The sequence below is a fragment of the Allobosea vaviloviae genome, from assembly GCF_001298265.1.
In the GTDB taxonomy this organism is placed as follows: domain Bacteria; phylum Pseudomonadota; class Alphaproteobacteria; order Rhizobiales; family Beijerinckiaceae; genus Allobosea; species Allobosea vaviloviae_B.
The window spans coordinates 1-18,239 of sequence record NZ_LGSZ01000028.1 but is presented as its reverse complement, the minus strand read 5'-3'; the positions used below and the strand labels follow the sequence as shown (position 1 = coordinate 18,239).

Below are 18,239 nucleotides of genomic sequence, written 5' to 3'. Positions count from 1 at the left end.
GCCGTCCCTTGCGGACACGGCCCAAAGCGGGCACGACGCAACCATGACGATCGCATCCGGTTTCCTGTTCGCCGTTATCGGGTTGTCGGCGGCATTCCTGTTCGCGAGCGGCAACGCGCTAACCGGCCTGCTCCTGATCGTGGCGGCGACCGGTGCGACCTTCGCGCTCGCCGGACTCAGCCCACGCGACGCCGCGCGATTCACCACTGCCGCCCGCCTGCCCGTCATGGCAGGTGGCGCGTTGGCCGCTTTCTGCCTGCTGCAGAGCCTGCCTCAGCCGCTCCTGGCCCATCCGGTCTGGCTGAGCGTTTCGTCGGCGCTCGATCCTGCGGCTGCCATGGGTAGCATCACGATCGATGCCGGAGCGACATTGCTCGGTGCGCTTCAGATTGCGGGGCTGCTGGCGGTTTTCTGCCTTTCGGCTGCCGTCGCGACCGAGCGGTGGCGCGCGCGGGCGCTGCTGCGGGGGCTCGTCGCGCTGGCGGGCCTGATCGCTGCCGTGGCGCTGACGGCGCGCTTCTTTCCGGGGCTCGGAATGTCGGCGCTGGCGGGGACGCAGGCGCGCGCCTGCCTGCCCTCCGCCGCCGTGATCGCGACAGCAGGGCTCGTCGATGTCGTGATCCTGCGCCGGTCCGAGGGTCAGCTCCGGCGGGAGGCGAGGCATCGCGCCCTGATACGACTGGCCGCTCCGTTATGCGCTGTCGTCCTCTCGCTTGTCCTGATCGCGGGGCTGTCGTCGCGCGGTGCGCCGTTCCTGCTCATGCTGCTGGCCGGGGCACCGCTTCTGATCGCTCCCCTGGTCGCGCGGGCGTTCAATCTGGGCGTTCCCGGTTTCCTTGCCATGATCGTGACGGCGGTGGTCGCAGGTGTCGCACTCGCACGGCCGGGCGGTTTCGAGACCGCCGGTACCTTCCGCAGCGCGACCGATACGGTCCAGCAAATGATCCACGACGCGCCCTGGCTCGGCACAGGGCTCGGCACATTCGACAGCATCGCGATGCTCTACAGCTTGCCCGGAGATCAGTCCGACGCTCTCGGTTACGCCTCGCTGGCCGTTCGCCTAGCCGTGGAACTCGGGATGCCGGTGTCGTTGGCGCTGCTGGCCTGTGCGCTGGCTGCCGCGGTGCGTCTCGCCTGGGGTGCCTTGCAGCGCGGCCGCGATCAGGTTTTCGCGGCAGCCGGGGCGGGGGTCGTGGTGACGCTTGTGCTCGAGGCTGTGGCCGCTCCGGCGGTGCCGGGCCTCTTTCCGGCCCTGCTCGTTGCGCTTGTCGGCGGGCTCGGCTTCGCGCAGGCCTCCACCCGTTCCCGGGTGGAGTGAAGCCTCGCGGGGCTCTAAGGGCTCGCGCTGCTCGTTGTCGTCAGCTCAGCAGATCGGTGCCTCGCCGCCTGAGCGTCTGCCAGATATGGGCTTGCGTCGGCGACTGCGTGCGGATCCAGCGATAGGGCGATTTGGTCCAGTTGCGGACAGCGCCGGAGAGGTTGTCGAGAACGACGTCCTCGTCGTCGAGCCTCACCACCAGGACGAGATGATGCTCGCCGGAGGGGATCTGGACTTCGGCGAGCAGCAGCCGTTCCGCCGGCCAGCCGCTCTGACGAAGCAGAGAACGCTTGGTGATCGCGTAATCGTTACAGTCGCCGGCCTCTGGCGCTATGGTCCAGCTGTCGAACGCGGCAGTGCCGATATAGCGACGCGCGGCAATCGTGCGGTTGACCAGGCGGTTGACCTCGACCAACTGCGTCTTGCCGGAAAAATCCGTCACGAACGGGCCGTATATCTCGGGTGCCTGCGCCTGATCGGTTTGCGCTGGATCCAGCTGTGCGGGAGCACGCTGGCACTCATCTTCATAACGCAGGCAAAAACGGGTATAAGCGAGTGGTGCAAGCGTCGGAGCGTCGAACTCCATACGGTTCTGGCCAATGCTCTTGTATTCGCGATAGGAAGCCTGGCTGCTCTCACTAATACAAAATGTCGCAATCGTTGTCAGAGCTGCGACGAGGATGCGAAATGTCTGCACTGGCTGGCCCCCGACTTCGTTCGTAGGGCTGGTTCTACATGAGGCATCATAGGATCACGTTTGCAAAAAGCGTCGAATATCGGTATCGCTCTTCACCGGCCGTTCACTATGGCGATTCCCGTTGAGAGAGGTGCGGCATTGATGGTCGTCGTTTCGCGAGAAGCCTGTTCCAGGACTGCTCTGGAGGCCGGCTTTGTCCTCGCGTCGGGCCGGCGTGCCGTGCGATTCATGACAGGCCGGCTCTAGGAAACGCGTCTGGTGTCTTTCTTTCGGAAGTCGGTTCCCGCGCCCGTCGTCGCACGACAGCCTCGTCTGCCGGCGGGCTTGCGCGTCTATGCCATCGGCGACGTGCATGGCCGTCTCGACCTGCTCGACGAGGCTTTCGGCAAGATCGACCGCACGGAACTGGAGCGCCCGAGCGAGCGCAACCTGACGATCCTGCTCGGCGACATGATCGACCGCGGGCCCGATTCCCAGGGCGTGGTCAGCCATATCCTGACCCGCAGCAAACGCCGTTGGATGCTGGCGATGCGGGGCAATCACGAGCAGTACCTGCTCGATTTTCTCGATGATCCCGACATCCTCGAGGAGTGGGGGCCGCTGGGCGCATTCAATACGCTGTTGTCATATGGTCTGAAACCGAACCGCGCGCCGACGCCGGAGCAGCGCCGCCAGCTCTCTCAGGACCTGCGGGCGGCGTTGCCGCCCGGGCATCTCGATTTTTATCAGAATCTGCCGATCTCGTTTTCGTGCCACGGCTATTTCTTTGCGCATGCTGGCATCCGCCCTGGCGTCGCGCTGGATCAGCAATCTCCCGAAGACCTGCTGTGGATCCGCGACGAATTTCTCGGCCATCGCGGTCCCTTCGAGCGCGTGGTCGTCCATGGCCACACGCCCGTCGTCGTGCCGGAACTGCTGCCGCACCGCATCAACCTCGATACCGGCGCCTATGCGACGGGGCGGCTGACCTGCGCGTTGCTCGAGGGTGACGACGTCGTCTTGCTCTGAGCCAACGGCTGCGACGATCGAGCCGGGGCTGTTGGCACGAACTTGGCTTGCGACATGGGCCTGGCTTGCGACATCAACTTGGCTTGCGACATCGCGCTTCCCTCGGCCTGGCTAGGACCGGTTGGACGGCCTATCGGTGGCGATCATTGAAGTCCGGATGGCACATGATTTTGCGCAGGGCTAACGCGGCGGATTTCGGTGTGGCTGCCCTCGGGCTCGGCCTGATCGCCCTTGCCGGGCTTTGGCTGCTGGTCTCGGAGGCGCTGCTGAGCCGCGACAGGCGGCATGCTGGCGGCGCTTGGCTGTCGACGACCGTCGCGGGCTTTCGCGGCGACGTCTGGGCGGAGCGGCTGCGCGCGACCCAGACCGGAAACCAGCCTGCGGACATGGCCCGCCGTTTCGCGGTTCGCACCGTCGCGCGCTCGCCTGTGACTCCGGAGGCCTGGCTGACGCTGGCCGAGGCGGTGCCGGAGGAGGGGGCGCAGAAGCAGGCCGCGATCGCGATGGCTTGCGCTACGGGGCCAGCCGTCGTGCCCTTGATGACGAGGCGCATCGCGCTGGCCGTCTCGGCCAATGCGATCACCGACACGCTCGTCGAGCAATGCGTCCGTAGCGACGTGCGGCACATCCTGCACCGTGAGAACGGCCTCAGGGCGGTGTTGCTGGAGATCGACCGCGCCGCCCCTCCGGCCGGGCGCGCGCGGTTGCGCGCGATCATCGGAGATATCGACCCGGCACTTGCAGCATCGCTCCCAAGCGGTTGAGCGGTGAGCGACGCCGGCATCGAACGGGTGCCACCTGCCCAATTTCCGTCATGAGTCCGAGAGATAGTGGACTTGGCTGTGCTATGGTGGCTGGTGTGTGCTTATCCGGCCGCTGTCTCCATTAACGAAACAGTAAGGTTCATGTTGCGCTTGCGAACGAGTGCGGCGAAAGACATACAGAGCGTTCGTTTGAGGTTGCGTTTCATGTTGCATCACCATTGTCGGTGGCTTCTCGCCGCGCTCCTCCTGGGGCAGGTGACAGCCGTATCGGCAGAGGTCTGCCTTCCGCCCAACCAGCCGTTGCCGACGGCTCTGATCAACGCATTCCGCGACAATCCGCGGAAGACGCTTTTGGAAGATACGCCGCCGACCATGCTTCAAAGTGTCGTCAACTCGATCGTAGCCGCCGATACGACGCTTGCACCGCAGGTGGTCGCGTTGTTGTCGGGACTGCCGGGAGATCAGAGCAGTTCGATCGGCTCGGGCCTCGGTATGGCCGTGCTCGGCTGCCGGCAGAACTATCCTGGAGACCAGGCCAAGATCGAGGCGGCGACGCTGGTGCAGCAGGCGCTGGCGGCGACGGACAACACCGCCGCGCTCGCCTCCTACAACACCGCGGCGCAAAACGTGGCCACGGCTGCCGTCGGCACTGCGGCGGCGGGCGGCGGTCTCGGCAGCGCCAACAATGGCGGCATTCCGACGGGCGGCGCAAATCCGGGCGGTGTGGTCACCTTGGCGGGAGGGACACGCACGACGGCACCGTCCTTGCTTAATCCTCCAGGCTTCGGTGGATTGTCGATTTTGCCTTCGAGCGCTCGCTGATACGCAGTCATCCGGCGCTCGCGGATGATCCACAGGCCGGGCTTGATGTGCACGTTGCGCCCGGCGATGCACGATGATGGAGGTTGATCGCAGATGCTGCAATCCAAGATCGATGCCCCGGGATCATCGTTTCCCATCGCCTCTTCGCGCGAGGCCATGGACGCTCTTGTCGGTATCGTCCGCAGGCAGATGCCAGTCTTTATCATCACGATCGGCTGCATCGGGTTGCTGGCGCTCGCCTATCTGCTGACCACCCCATCGAAATACGCGGCATCAGGGCTGATGCTGATCGACACCCGCAAGGTGCAGCTCGTGCAGCAGCAGCAGCAGGTCGTCGGCGACGCGCCGATGGATGCCAGTTCCGTCCAGACCCAGATCGAAGTCCTGAAATCCGAGAACATCAGTCTCGCGGTCATCAAGAAGCTGAAGCTCGACGAGGACCCTGAATTCATCGGGACGGGCGGGGGCCTGTTGACCGGCGTGCGGAGCCTGTTCTCCCAGTTCCTGCCGCCTCCGGCAGAGCCATCGCAGTATCGGCTGCAGCGCAACGCGCTGCGCTATTTCGAGCAGAACCGGCTGATCGCTCGTGTCGGCCTGACCTATGTGATGGAACTGCGGTTCACCTCGACCGATCCCGAGAAGTCGGCGCGTATCGCCAATGCCATCGCGGACGCCTATTCGGTCGATCAGCTCGAGGCGAAATTCCAGGCCACGCGCAATGCCAGCGTCTGGCTGCAGGAGCGCATCCAGACCTTGCGATCCCAGGTTGCGACGGCAGAGAAGGCCGTCGTCGATTTCAAGGCCCAGAACAATCTGGTGTCGTCCAACGGGCGCCTGGTCAACGATCAGCAGCTCTCCGAAATCAATACGCAGCTGGTGACGGCCCAGGCCGCGAGCGCCGAGGCAAAGGCCCGGTTCGACCGCATTCAGGAAGTCCTGGCCAATCCGCTGGCCGAGGGCATCGTCAACGACGCCCAGCGCAACGAGGTCATCGTCAAGCTCCGGCAGCAGTTCAACGAATTGCAGAGCCGTGAGTCGATCTGGGCTCAACGCTATGGCCGCGACCACCTGGCCGCGATCAATCTTCGCAACCAGATGCAGGAAATCCGCCGCAACATCAGCGAAGAGTACCAAAAGATCGCGCAGGGCTATCGCAGCGACTACGAGATCGCTGCCTCCCGCGAGGCGGCATTGCGGGCGAGCCTCGCCACCGTGATCGGCGAAACGCAGTCGACCAGCCAGTCGCAGATCCAGCTGCGCGAGCTCGAGAGCAACGCCCAGACCTACCGGACGCTCTACGACAACTTCCTGCAGCGCTACATGGAGTCGGTGCAGCAGCAGTCGTTCCCGATCACCGAGGCGCGGCTGATCAGCCCGGCCGCCGTGCCGCTCGTCAAGAGCGAGCCGCGCACGCTGATCGTCCTTGTGATCGCCGGGGCTTTCGGCGTCATAGCGTCGTTCGGCATCGCCTTCCTGCGCGAGTTCAGCGACAGCGCCTTCCGGACCACCGCGCAGGTCGAGGAGACGCTGAAGGCGACCTGTCTCGGCATCCTGCCGGCCCTGTCGCTCAAGGCGGCCAAGCGGTCAGGACCGGCGCCGAAGCCGGATCAAAGGCTGATCTCGGTCGCAGATTCGATCAACAGCTATGTCGTCGATGCGCCGTTCTCGCCCTTCACCGAGACGCTGCGCTCGCTGAAGGTGAACGTCGATCTCGCGCCTCACAGACAGAGCAACAGCGTGCTGGGCTTCACCTCGACGCTCCCGGGCGAAGGCAAATCGACGATCTCGTCGAATTTCGCCGAACTCGTCGCGCATGGCGGCGCGCGCTGCATCCTGATCGATGCGGATTTGCGCAATCCGACCCTGACCCGCAGCCTTGGACCGCATGCGAAGAAGGGCTTGGTGGAGCTCGTTGCAGGAACCGCCAAGCTCGAGGAGGTTCTGCTGCGTGACGACCGCACCGGCCTGTTCTTCCTGCCCACCGGCGACACCCGCCGGATCGTGCATACCGCTGAGTTCCTCGGCTCGGAGGGCATGCACGCGGTCGTTCAGGACCTCCGCCAGATGTACGACTACGTCATCATGGACCTTTCGCCGATCGCGCCGGTGGTCGATGCGCGGATGACGACGCGGTTCATGGACTCCTACATCTTCATCGTGGAGTGGGGAAAAACCAAGGCCGACGTGCTGGAGCATGCGATCGCGAACGCGCCGGAAGTCTACGACAAGATTCTCGGCGTCGTGCTGAACAAGGCCGACATGCGCAAGCTGGGTCGTTATGAGCGTGGGCGCAGCGACTACTACATGCAGAAATATTACGGCCGCTACGGTTATCTGACCAACGATCGCGCATGACCGCGGCGGCGCTGGCATGGCCGGCGCGCATGCTGCTGCGAGCCTGCTTGTCCGGGCTCGCCGTAACCTGCTTCGTCTGGTCCATCGGTGCCTTTGCAGGGTTCTGGACGCAAAGCGGAATCGCTGGGATGGCCGAGCAGATCCTGCAAGGCCAGACCTTCCGGCCCGATGCGATCAGGGGCCTGCTGGCAGAGGGGCGGACGCCGCTCCTGCTGCGCGCGGGGGCGCCGTCGCGCTTCACATCCCGGCCCGACCACCTGCGTAATCTCGCCGTCCTTGAAATGGCGCTGGCCGAGCAGGCCGCCCAGAGCAGCGAGGTGGATCTGCTCGCGGTGCTGCCGCGTCTTCAGCAGGTCACGCTGACTGCGTTGCAGGCTTCGCCGGGCGATCCCTTTCTGTGGCTGATGCTGTTCTGGGCCAAGAGCGCGTCGGCAGGCGTCACCAGCAACACCATCCCCTTGCTGCAGCGCTCCTACGAACTGGGGGCCAATGAAGGATGGATCGCGCTGAAGCGCATCCGCCTTTCGCTGGCCTCGCTGCAATCCCTGCCGCCGTCTCTCGGTCAGCGCGTCATGGCCGAGTTTCGCGCGCTGGTGGCGTCGGGCTTCGAGCTGTCGGTTGCCGAGATTCTCGCGGGCTGCGAGCCGGCGATCCGGCAGAGGCTGGTCGATACGGTGGTCGGCCTGCCCGAGGTCAATCGGCGCAAGCTGGCCGAGAACCTCGTCGCCAAGGGGCTCCACGACCTCGCCGTGCCGGGTATCGAGCGCACTGAGTTGCGCCCCTGGATGTGAGGCTTATGGCACGCCGCACCCTCAGCGGGGCTGCGCCAGCGCCGGGCGCAACCGCAGCGCCGAGAGAGCGGCATTGCCCAGCGCGATGCCGGGCAGCTCAACCCAGCGATAGCTGAGCAGGGCGAGCGGCAGCGTCAGCGCCAGCGTCGTCAGCATCAAGGCCAGCGCCGAAAGTGGCCAGATGCCGAACGCCGCGAGGCCCAGCATGCCGCCTCCGACGATCGCGACGGCCGCCATGATCGGAAAGTGCAGCAGATAGACGCTGTATGAGATGTCGCCGAGGACAACCAGGGGGCGGGCGGCGAGCCAGCCGAAGGCCTCGCGGCGTGTGACGACGAGCGCGATCAGGATGGCGGCGGCAATGCCCTCGGCGAGAGCCGGAACGGGGGCGCTGTACCATTCCGTGAAGTTCCAGCCCCCCAGCAGACGGAACGCCGCCATGACGACCAGGCAGGCCGCAGCGGCGATGCGGGCTTCGCGTATTCCGAGCTTCTCAAATAGCCCAATCCAGTGGGGGATCGAGGCGCCGATGGCAAAATGAACGAGATAGGTCGCCATGACGGCGCCACGTCCCGATTGCGGCAGGAAAAGGCTCACCGATGCCAGCAGCACGAGGGCGAGCGCCATCCGCCGCCCATCTCCGCGCACGCTGATTGCGAGGACCAGAACGAGGAGGGAGCCGAGCAGTTCGGCCGTGATCGACCAAAGCGGCGGCACGAGATAGGAGCCATAAGCCATGAAGGACGCCAAAGCGCTTTTGGCGCCGCCATCGGCGGCTGCGAAATATTTGGAAGCCCATGTGGACTGCCCCGGCACGGCCATCTCGTGATCGAGGAGGACAAGAAGGACAAGCGAAAGCCCGCAGGCAAACCAGACCGCTGGATAGATACGGAAGACGCGTCGCAGCAGAAAGCTGACGGCGTCCGCCTGGTTCATGGCTGTTCGTGTAAAGGAGAGCGTCAGCACGTAGCCGCTGAGCACGAAGAAGGCGATGACCGCCGCATGGGCGTTCAGGAGCGTTTCGGCTGCCGGATAGAGCGCCTGCGGCAGCGCGAAGTAAAACAGGCAGTGATGCAGGAGCACGACCAGCGCGGCGATGCCGCGGACCGACTGGAGTTCGGGGAGGTGGTGGTGCCGTACCGCCATTGCGTTCTCGCACTGCAATATGCTTTAGATTGTCTAGTGAACGAACGGGGGAAAGACAACGCTCCGGCGTCGTGATCCTGCTGTAAAATCTGAATTTTCGTCCTTTCTGCTCTGCCCGGCAAAGGTTCGACGCAACGGGTAGGGAGCGACGTTCTATGAGCGCGGGGCTTCTCCAGCAGGTCAGGCATACGATCAGGGAAAAGATCGTAGCGATTCGTACGTCGCCGGTAGCGCGCACCACGTTCCTCGCCGCGCTGACGGATGGCTTCAACGCGGTTGCCGGCTTGGTCTATGTCATCGTCTCGACGGGGTTGCTGTATCGCTATCTGGGCCCGGCGAAGTTTGGTGTCTGGGCGACGGTCTTCAGCCTTACGGCCGCGCTGGCCTTCATGGATTTCGGCCTTGGGAACGCTGCCATCGGTGCTCTCGCTCGCGCGAAGCGCCGCGGCTCCGCGACCCTTGTGAGGACAGTGCTGATCGCGCTGATGATAGCGTCGATCGGTAGCGGTCTGCTCATTCTCGTGCTGTCGCTCACGGCTCTGCACTTCGGCAGCGTCGATGCCCTGTTCGGCTTCAAGCCGTCAGAGATCAGCGCGGAGCTGAGCGCTTTCATTATGACCTTCGCGGTGCTGCTGGCGGCGAGCTTCCCGATCAATGCCATGGGCCAGGCCATGAGGGGTCTGCAGAAGGCGTGGATTTTCAACTGTTCGCGCATGACCGGCTATATCGCTGCAACCTTCGGCGTCTGGCTCGGCCAATCGATGAGCGCCAGCCTGATGACGCTGCTTCTGCTCAGTTTCGGTTTACAGTTACTGTGCAATGCCATCGTGGGCTGTGGCGTCCTGATCTGGCAAACCCGGCATGCCGGGCAACTGCGCCTGTCCCGCATCCGGCGCTTCATCGGGCGCATGCTGAGCACTGGCGGATCATATGTGCTCTTCAATCTGGCTCGCACCTTCGGTTGGTTGCTCGACTATGTGCTGGTCATCCGCCTGATCGGTCCCGAGGCGGCGGCCGGGTTGGCGATCATCCAGCGGATGTATCAGGTCGTCACGATCGGTTACTCTATTCTCAGCAGTGCGCTCTGGCCGGTCTATGCCTACCTGATCTCAGGTCATGAATGGCGGCGTCTCAGGACACTGTTCCTTGCCGGGTTCTCAGCCACGGTCGGCTATGCTGTTCTTGCCTCGATGCTGCTCTTCACATTCCGGGAGGAGATCGCGCAGGTCTGGCTGCACAACTCGGTTCTTTCGCTGACGACTGCCTATGGGCTCTTTGCGATCTGGTACTGTGTCGAAGCGGCCGGATCATCGTTCAGCGTGCTTCTCAACGCCAAGGGCATCGTCACGCGCCAGGCGACAGCTGCCGTCGTCTTTGCCTCGGTTTCGTTTGCGCTCAAACTCTGGTTCGTGCCGCTCTACGGTCTGACAGGGCTCGTGTCCTCGACGCTTGCCGGCTACGCGGTCGGATTCGTCACGCTGCTGCTGCTGATCCGCAAGATCCCGCTGTTCCGCGGCAGGTAAGCAGCGGCAAGTCAGCCGAGGTGCCGGGCCGTCCCGGCTGTCCTGGTACGCTTCAGCCCTGGCGCGCCTTGGTGCGGAGCATTTCGGCCAGCTTGAGGGCTGCGACGGAGACGTCGTAGTTCTCCATGAAGCCCTTATGGGCCGCGACGCCCATGGCGGCCTTGGCTTCCTCGTCGAGCGCCAGGAAGCGGGCGATCAGGGCGGTGATGCCGGCGACGTCGTCATTCTCGACCAGGGCTGCGCCGCAGGCCTCGACCTGGCGCCAGATATTGACCTTGTTGGTGATCAGGACCGGCTTGCCACAGGCCATCGCCTCGGCCACCACGATGCCGAAATTCTCCTGGTGGGACGGCAGAATAAAGGCTTCGCAGCCGTAATAGGCGCCCCATTTGGCGTCGCCCGCGAGCATGCCGGGCCAATGCAGCCGGTCGGCGACGCCGAGCTGGCGGGCCCGGCCCTCGAGCTCGGGGCGCCAGCCGGACTCGTCGGGGCCGGCGATGACGAGATGAAGGTCGGTCTGGCCGGCCGCTGCGGCGAAGGCCTCGATCAGGAGATCGCAGCCCTTCTTCGGGTGGATGCGGCTGAGGAACAGCAGATAGCGATGGCCGGCAAGGTCGGGCAGCTTTGCCTGGAAGACCTCGTTCTGCCGGGCCGCGACCGGCGGTGACAATGTGCCGTAGCCGACGACCTCCTCGGTATAGCCCTGATGACCGAGGAATGAGCCACGCGCCATGTCGCGCTCCTCCTCCGAGGTGAACAGCACGGCTTCCGCATCGCGCAGCACCCGGCCCTCGAACAGGCTCCAGAACACCTGCTTCACGATGTGCTTGGCCGGCTTGGCCTTGCGGAACCAGGGGTCGAGCATGCCATGCGTGAAGACGGTGTACGGCAGCGCACCGGCAAGCCCTCGCCAGGCTCCGAAGGACGCGTAGTTCCAGAGGCCATGCACCACGGCAATATCGAAGCGATCCCGGTTCTCCTTCAGCCAGGGAACCAGCTTGTCGGAGTAGCGGTAGGGCTGGGTCCCCGGGCCGAGCGCATGGATGGGCACCTCGAACAGCGAGAGCCAGGCCGAGCCGGGCTCATCGAGGCAGACGATCTCCGTTTCGTGCCCCGCCGCCGTCAGCACGGCGGTGCTGAGCCGCAGGCCCTCGCTGGGACCGCCAAAGCGAGGATCCAGACTGGAGATGACACGGAGAATGCGCACAATCTCATTCCATGGCTGTCTTAAGACGAAGAATCGACGAGCAAGCAGTAAACCACAGCAGCGTGACACTCGCCTAAACCTGTACTGTACGGGTCTGCGCGCGTCACCTGCCGCCAACCTGCATTTTTTATGCTATCGTTTCCTGCCATTTCCCTTCTGCTGATCGCGCCTCGTTCACGACCTGTTGATGTACGGCCGCGCTTTTTTGCCGCGGAGGCGCGGCAAGGCCGAATCCGGCCCGTGCCGCGCCTTTGCTGCGCTGCGGTGCCGGGCTGGCATGACTGGCCGGAGTCGGCTAGATTGGCAGTGATGTCGGCCTGACCATGGAACGCCGCCGGCCCGGCCGGCCGAGGGAGACGGACCAAACCGTGGCATATCTGCTCGCGTTCCTAACTCTTCCATTCCTTCAGGTAGGACTCAGCTTCTACGTCTCCGGCATGACGGTCGTGGCGCTCTTGATGCTGGCCAAATTCCGGCAGCAGATCATGGTGTCGATCTTGTCGCACCCAATGCGCACGCTGATATGCTGCCTCGCTTTCATCATGCCGTTGATGTTCCCGTTCGAGATCGACGGGCAGGACGTGGGACGCGTGCTCCGGGAGACGGTCTTCATCCTGCTGATGGTGTCCGCGTTCGGGGTCGTCTCAGAGCAGATGAACAATGAAACGGTCAGGAAGCTGACGAGCTACATCTACATTTTGATCGGCTTCTATTTCGTTCTTTCTCTTGTCCAGACCGCTCTGCTTTCCAGGCAGATTTATTTTGGCCTCCCGCGAAACATCTTCGTCGCCAATGAAGCGACGATTCCTGGCGAACTCGATCTCCTCTATTCGAAGATCCGGGCGACGGGAACGTTCGGAGAGCCGTCCTATCTTGGCTTCATCCTGACATCACTCGCGTTCACCCTGTTTCCGCTGGCCAAGAAATGGGTCGCGCCGCGTATCGCCATCCTGCTCGTCGTCCTGACGGCCCTGATTTCCCAAAGCCTGTCCTTCTTTATCGCGATGGCGTTGCTCGTTGCCTATGAGCGGCCGGGCTTCAAGGAGCTCAAGATCACATTTGTCCTGCCCGCGATCATCATTGCCTGCATCATGGGAATCTACTTCTTCGACGTCATGGAAAGCTTCCTCGGGCGGGTGACATCATTGTCGAACAGTTCCGCCGAGCCGTCCGGTTTCGTCCGCATCTTTGGCCCGATCTCGATCCTTCCGGAGTTCCTTGCCGAGTTTCCAACGGGGGTGCCGTTCTACAAGCTCTATGCCATCCTGGAGATGTATGTTCCGATCGGTCTGCGTCCACTGAGCTTCTACGATAACGGGCTGATCAATTTCGTCCTCGACTTTGGATTCTACGGTTTCCTGCTGTTGTATATCTACTTCGCCAGCGTGAACGATGGCGCCTCGCGGATCTATCTTTTCGCCGCCGGCATCTTCAACGGCGCCTTGCTGTCGCCCGACAAGGTCGGCGTCATGATCCTCGTCTTGTCCCTCTACAATTCCTTCGTGATCTATGCTCGAAACCAAGACAGGCGCGGTGCGCCAGCCCAGGCTGCCTCCGCGATGTCGTCTCCGGGACGACGTGCCAGACCGTCACCGGCCCATTTGCCGTCGCTGCGGGCGCGCCGCATCCCTGACGCGTGACGATCGGCCCTGAACGCAACCGCGGATCTTGCGCGCGATTGGGCCCGCGCCGCTGAATTGACCGCCAGTTGGGTTATGGTTAACGTTCCGTTAGTCATTGTCCGTCATGCGGTGGATGGGCCGTCCGTCAGTCCCCGATACGAGGCGGCGGCGCATAACGTTGCTACTGCCTTTCGATATCTCGCCTTTCGATATCCTGCGACCGCTCTCGTCGCACTCGGTCCGGAGCCATCCTTTTGTCACGCAGGTCATCGCCTGACTTCGAGTCGCTGGCGGCGCAGAAGCCGGGTACCGGTGTGTGGCCGGCAAAAGCCACGCACCTGCCAAAGGTTCCGCGTACGTCACAGGCGCCGGGGCTCCCTGAGCTGCTGGCGCAGGCCCAGGGTGGCGGGACGCGCGTCTTCTTCTTCGGGAGCGCGCCGGGAATCGTCTACGCCTTGCGCGACAAGGTCGCCTCGGACTTCCCGCGGCTGGTGATCGCCGGCATCTGCGATGCGGATTTCAGCGGCGCCGTTTCGTCCGCGATCGTCGACTTCATCGCTGCCACGACGCCTGGAATGATCGTCGTCGACATGGCCGAGCGGGAGTTCTCCGCCTTCGTCAGGTCGAACGGTCACCGTTTCCCGGATGCGTCGCTCGTCCATCTCGACGGGGCCTTCTGCGCCTATCTGCTGCCGCAGGGCAGGCGGGCTGTCCTGTCGCGCAGATCGCTGCGACATGGCGTGCCGCTGATCGCTCGCAGCCTCTCGGCAGCGCGGTTCTGCGGCATCGTTCTCGCCCAGTTGCTGCAGGGCGGCATGTCTCGGGTGCGGGTGGCGCGCTCGGGCGCGGCGATGCGGCGGGACGGATAAGTCCTTTCGGCGCCGCTGCTGCTCAACCCGCGTTCATGAAGGCCTTCTTGCTCAGGACGGTCCGGAACAGGATCGCGATGTCGAGCCAGAACGACCAGTTGTCGATGTACCAGTGGTCGAAGGCAACACGTTTTGCCATCTTCTCGTCGGTGTCGGTCTCGCCGCGCAGGCCGTTGACCTGCGCCCAGCCGGTAATACCAGGCTTGACGTTGTGGCGGCGGGCATAGAGCGCGATCTTGCGCTCGAACTCCTGATCATGGGCCAGCGCATGCGGGCGTGGCCCGACCAGCGACATCTGCCCCGCCACCACGTTGAGCAACTGCGGCAGCTCGTCAAGATTGTAGCGCCGCAGCACGCGGCCGATCCTGGTTATGCGCGCATCGTTGCGCGTCGCCTGGACGATGATGTTGCCATCATCGGTGGTTGTCATCGTGCGGAACTTGAAGATGCGGAAGGCCTGCTGGTTGAAGCCGTAGCGGCGCTGGCGGAACAGCACCGGGCCGGGCGAATCGAACCGGATGGCGGCGGCGACGATCAGCAGCAGCGGGGCGGTCAGGATCAGGATCAACGAGGCCGAAACGATGTCGAAGGCGCGCTTGAGGGCGACCTCGGCGACTGACAGTGCCGGCCGCGTCAGGCGCAGGCTGGAGAGAGAACCCGTCCGGACGATATGGGGCGTCTCGAAGCGGTCCATGATTTTCTCGGGCGTCAGATGGATGGCGACTGGCAGGTTCATGAAGGCATCGACGCAGGCGTCGATCGTCTCCTGGTCCGACCAGGGCAGGGCGATGAACACCGAGTCCGGGCGCTTGATCCGGCAGTTCGCGACGGCATTGGCCAGATCGGCCGCCAACGCCGCTGCGGGATCGTTGATGCGGCGCTCGTCGGCGCTGCGCAGAAAGGCGACGTCGACGATGGCGAAGCCGATATTCCAGGGCTGATGGCGGGAGACGAAGGACATTACGTCGGGTTCCCGGCCGATCAAGAAGACACGCTCGCTGGTGATGCGGCCGGTCTTGCTGGCCAGCGAGACGGTGCGGACCATGCCCGAGCGGGCGAGTGCGATCACCGGGATGCCAACGAGATAGCTCGCGAGGATCACGGCGCGCGAATAGTGCTCCACGGTCTTGGTCAGGAAGAGAATGGCGATGAAGGCGACCATCGTCATGTTCCAGACCGTGAAGGCCGAGCCGATCTGGCCCTTGGTGGAGAGATAGTTGGCGATCTGGTAACGGCCGCGCATGGCGTTGATGAAGACGAAGATCGCCGCGAGCATCGTCGCCAGTTCGAGCGTGGTCTGGTCGGCAGGAACGCCGCCATAGGCCTGCAGGTGATAGACCAGCGAGACCAGCCCGACGGTGGCCATCACGACCAGTGCATCGGTCGCCGCCGTGACCAGGCCGAGCCAATGCCGCCAAGCGTTGGCACCATCCTCGGCTGCCGCGCCTGCGGCGAGGTTCAGTTCGTTCACCGTCATCTTCGCTCGATCGCTCCGCATCGGGTGGGGCCGGAGGGCCCGCACGTCTCTCGGCGCTCCTGTCCGGCACAATTGGCCATGTCGGGGCGCTTCGGGGAGGTGGATCGCAAGCGGCATGCCGCAGGGGCATGCTTCAATTTGGGTATGGCCGCCGGAAATCCGGCTCGATTCGAGCAGCGTCGTGCCGACCGGGCCGCGGGGAGTCGTTCAGAGCGGAGCGATGTGCCATTTCGGCACGGCGCCGATTTCCCGCCTCAGGCCAACAGGTCAATGAGCCCGGCGCAGGCCGCGCGAGAGCCAGTCCATCACGACGGCAAAGGCCACGCCTGCGATGGCGCCGAGGCACTTGATGATCGCGTCATGGGGCCTGCCGTGGCGCGTCGGCTCCAGCAGCTGGGCGCTCTCCAGGCCAATGGCGAGCCCAACCGTCAGGACCAGAATCATGCCGCGGCGGCGCGGGTAGGCGGTCGCCAATGCGCCCGCAAGCACGAGGAAAGCGATGAAGCGCTCGATATCGGGACCCGCGTCCGGCAGGTGCGGCCGGCTGCCGACCGGCGCGAGGGTGGCGAATGCGATGACCAGCGCCGCGCTCCAGCCGATGGCGATCGCTATCCGCCGGGTGGTTCTGTTCATGTCGTTCAAGCGCTAAGCCTCGTCCATGCCGTTCCCAACGCGATGCAACTATCGCACCGTCGAAAATGGCCCGGGGAAGGCGGGTCGGATCGATCCGGGCTGGGAAGACCGCCTTATGGGCATGTCCGGTGTGATGAGCAACCGCAACGCTTGGCGATGGGCGGATCTGCCAGCGGAGCATGGCGTTAGCCAGGCTTCCGCGCTACCTCTCGCACACGACAACCGACGAGACCGAGAGCCATGACGATCACCGCTGTCACCTCCCAGGCCCGGCGGATCGCGCAGGGCGGCAAGGCGATCTACGGCGCGCCGCTCGGCATCCTCATGCTGGAGGCGCGGTTTCCGCGCATCCTCGGCGACATGGGCAATGGCGCGACCTGGCCGTTCCCGGTGCTTTACCGCGTCGTCGGTGGCGCCAGCCCCGACAAGGTGGTGCTCAAGGGCGCGGCGGGGCTTTTGCCGGATTTCATCGCGGCGGCGCAGGATCTGGTCCGGCTCGGCGCAGAGGCGATCACCACGAATTGCGGTTTCCTGTCGCTGTTCCAGCGCGAACTGGCGGCGGCCGTCGGCGTGCCGGTCGCGACCTCTTCGCTGATGCAGGTGCCCTGGGTGCAGGCGACCTTGCCGCCGGGCAAGCGCGTCGGGCTGGTCACGGTCTCCGCCGGCAGCCTGAGCCCCGCGCATCTGGAGGGCGCGGGCGTGCCGCTCGATACGCCCGTCGCCGGCACGGAGAACGGCAAGGAGTTCTTCCGCGTACTGATCAAGGCGGAGAAGGACGACATGGACATCGACCTGGCCGAGCGCGACGTCGTCAATGCGGCGCTGGATCTTGTGCTACGGAACCCGGATGTCGGGGCGATCGTGCTCGAATGCACCAATATGCCGCCCTATGCGGCCGCGGTGCAGGCGGCGACGGGCCTGCCGGTTCACGACATCTATTCGATGATCATCTGGTTCCACGCGGGCTTGAGGCCTCGCGTTTTTGCGTAAGACAGGCTGGGCCTGCGCCGCAAACGAGCGCTAGGCCGTGCTGTGGGCGGAAGTCCGCTCGGCAGGAGTCTCCAGTCCATACGTCCGCGCATGACGAGGACGATCGCGATGACGATCTCGCGCAGCGACCAAAAGGAGTGACTGGCCCGTCCGCTTCGTCGCGGGCAACAACGGTGCCACCGGCCGCCACCCCGCATCCGTCAGATCCGTTTCGCATCGAACTCTCGCGCGACTATGCTGCCGGCGAGTGGCTGGGGGCAATATTGCTCGCTCCAATATGGCCTGAACGGCCCTTGGAAATCACGAACGCCCCAGCAGTTGAACCCTTGCGGGACGGACTCTGAGGCGTTCGCTGTCGATAGCCGTTGGAGAACAATAGTGGGCAGGACCTGCATGACGCGACGCGCAGGATCAAGGAGGAACAATTCTGTGTTTACACATTCAGTCTCGTTCAAAGGCCGCCTTCCCGGGGGGGGCTGAGCGAACCCGTTTTCTCTAGCTCTGCGTCTTCGCACAACAGGCCAAAAGCTACCAATGTCGTACGAGCCGCTGGCCACAGGGCATTGCGGTCTGGCAACACCTTGGCCATCGAGTTAAGCCCGACCAGCAAGGTTTTCAGCGATAGCGCGGTCGCGGCAATGTCGGTGTTGTGGGGAAGCTCTCCGCGCGCGACGGCCGCGCCCAGCAATACCTCGATCCGCCCAAGCCGCGCGACCATATGGGCAGCCACCTCAGGGCCCAATCCGGCATCCACATTGCAGAGCGCGCCAACGCTGTTGACGGCCAGACAGCCCTTCGCGTCGACATCCCGGGCGAGGCTTTGACAGACCGCCTTGAATGTCGCGGTTATCAGCGCGCAGACGCTTCCTTCAGGCGGCACCACCGCCAGAGCGCGGTCGGGCGAACGTTCGAGATAGCGTTCAAGCGCTTCCATGAACATGGCCTCGCGGCTCTCGAAGGCATTGTAGAAGCTTGAGCGGGTGATCCCCAATCGCTCAGAGAGCGCTTTGACCGAGT

Annotated in this window: 16 protein-coding genes; 10 read left to right on the top strand and 6 right to left on the bottom strand. The window is 64.2% G+C overall.

What is annotated here, in order from left to right:
- The first annotated feature begins 43 nt into the window (after positions 1–43).
- The gene (locus AE618_RS06730) at positions 44–1,318 is read left to right on the top strand and encodes a hypothetical protein (protein WP_054208290.1); all 1,275 of its coding nucleotides are present in this window, start codon (positions 44–46) and stop codon (positions 1,316–1,318) included.
- 40 nt (positions 1,319–1,358) lie between these two features.
- On the opposite strand, the gene AE618_RS06725 is transcribed toward AE618_RS06730, so the two are convergent.
- Positions 1,359–2,015 carry a transglutaminase-like cysteine peptidase gene (locus AE618_RS06725; RefSeq protein ID WP_156330150.1) on the bottom strand — a complete coding sequence of 219 codons (657 nt, stop codon included), beginning with the start codon at positions 2,013–2,015 and terminating at the stop codon, positions 1,359–1,361.
- A gap of 258 nt (positions 2,016–2,273) precedes the next feature.
- Here AE618_RS06725 and AE618_RS06720 point away from each other — a divergent pair, with 258 nt between their 5' ends.
- From AE618_RS06720 to AE618_RS06700, 5 genes are all read left to right on the top strand, one after another.
- On the top strand, positions 2,274–3,023 hold the full coding sequence (locus AE618_RS06720) for a metallophosphoesterase (protein WP_197280697.1): 750 nt from the start codon (positions 2,274–2,276) through the stop codon (positions 3,021–3,023).
- 200 nt (positions 3,024–3,223) lie between these two features.
- Positions 3,224–3,787, top strand: coding sequence for a hypothetical protein (locus AE618_RS06715; protein ID WP_156330149.1), 564 nt, complete (start codon positions 3,224–3,226; stop codon positions 3,785–3,787).
- A 204-nt stretch (positions 3,788–3,991) separates the two neighbouring features.
- Positions 3,992–4,609, top strand: coding sequence for a hypothetical protein (locus AE618_RS06710; protein ID WP_054208286.1), 618 nt, complete (start codon positions 3,992–3,994; stop codon positions 4,607–4,609).
- 93 nt (positions 4,610–4,702) lie between these two features.
- A complete protein-coding gene (locus AE618_RS06705) occupies positions 4,703–6,964 on the top strand; it encodes a polysaccharide biosynthesis tyrosine autokinase (RefSeq protein WP_082365055.1) in 2,262 nt (753 codons plus the stop codon).
- Between the two features lie 128 nt (positions 6,965–7,092).
- Positions 7,093–7,755 carry a hypothetical protein gene (locus AE618_RS06700; protein ID WP_156330148.1) on the top strand — a complete coding sequence of 221 codons (663 nt, stop codon included), beginning with the start codon at positions 7,093–7,095 and terminating at the stop codon, positions 7,753–7,755.
- A gap of 21 nt (positions 7,756–7,776) precedes the next feature.
- Here the strand turns inward: AE618_RS06700 and AE618_RS06695 are convergent, their stop codons facing one another.
- Positions 7,777–8,901, bottom strand: coding sequence for an acyltransferase family protein (locus AE618_RS06695; RefSeq protein ID WP_054208284.1), 1,125 nt, complete (start codon positions 8,899–8,901; stop codon positions 7,777–7,779).
- 470 nt (positions 8,902–9,371) lie between these two features.
- On the opposite strand from AE618_RS06695, the gene AE618_RS06690 reads away from it, so the two are divergent.
- A complete protein-coding gene (locus tag AE618_RS06690) occupies positions 9,372–10,424 on the top strand; it encodes a lipopolysaccharide biosynthesis protein (RefSeq protein WP_197280696.1) in 1,053 nt (350 codons plus the stop codon).
- A 52-nt stretch (positions 10,425–10,476) separates the two neighbouring features.
- Here the strand turns inward: AE618_RS06690 and AE618_RS06685 are convergent, their stop codons facing one another.
- Positions 10,477–11,631: a glycosyltransferase gene (locus AE618_RS06685; RefSeq protein WP_054208282.1), complete on the bottom strand. Its 1,155-nt coding sequence runs from the start codon at positions 11,629–11,631 to the stop codon at positions 10,477–10,479.
- Between the two features lie 368 nt (positions 11,632–11,999).
- Between AE618_RS06685 and AE618_RS06680 the strand changes: the two genes are divergently transcribed.
- Together AE618_RS06680 and AE618_RS06675 are read left to right on the top strand one after the other, a co-directional pair.
- The gene (locus tag AE618_RS06680; RefSeq protein ID WP_156330147.1) at positions 12,000–13,271 is read left to right on the top strand and encodes a hypothetical protein; all 1,272 of its coding nucleotides are present in this window, start codon (positions 12,000–12,002) and stop codon (positions 13,269–13,271) included.
- Between the two features lie 236 nt (positions 13,272–13,507).
- Positions 13,508–14,122: a WecB/TagA/CpsF family glycosyltransferase gene (locus AE618_RS06675; RefSeq protein WP_197280695.1), complete on the top strand. Its 615-nt coding sequence runs from the start codon at positions 13,508–13,510 to the stop codon at positions 14,120–14,122.
- A gap of 22 nt (positions 14,123–14,144) precedes the next feature.
- On the opposite strand, the gene AE618_RS06670 is transcribed toward AE618_RS06675, so the two are convergent.
- Positions 14,145–15,599, bottom strand: coding sequence for an undecaprenyl-phosphate glucose phosphotransferase (locus AE618_RS06670; RefSeq protein ID WP_210166442.1), 1,455 nt, complete (start codon positions 15,597–15,599; stop codon positions 14,145–14,147).
- A gap of 267 nt (positions 15,600–15,866) precedes the next feature.
- Positions 15,867–16,232 (bottom strand): VanZ family protein, encoded by a 366-nt coding sequence (locus AE618_RS06665; protein ID WP_054208278.1) that lies wholly within the window; start codon positions 16,230–16,232, stop codon positions 15,867–15,869.
- 240 nt (positions 16,233–16,472) lie between these two features.
- Between AE618_RS06665 and AE618_RS06660 the strand changes: the two genes are divergently transcribed.
- Positions 16,473–17,222 carry an aspartate/glutamate racemase family protein gene (locus AE618_RS06660; RefSeq protein WP_054208277.1) on the top strand — a complete coding sequence of 250 codons (750 nt, stop codon included), beginning with the start codon at positions 16,473–16,475 and terminating at the stop codon, positions 17,220–17,222.
- 451 nt (positions 17,223–17,673) lie between these two features.
- On the opposite strand, the gene AE618_RS28425 is transcribed toward AE618_RS06660, so the two are convergent.
- A partial coding sequence (locus AE618_RS28425) for a TetR/AcrR family transcriptional regulator (RefSeq protein ID WP_054208276.1) occupies positions 17,674–18,239 on the bottom strand: 566 nt, incomplete at its 5' end.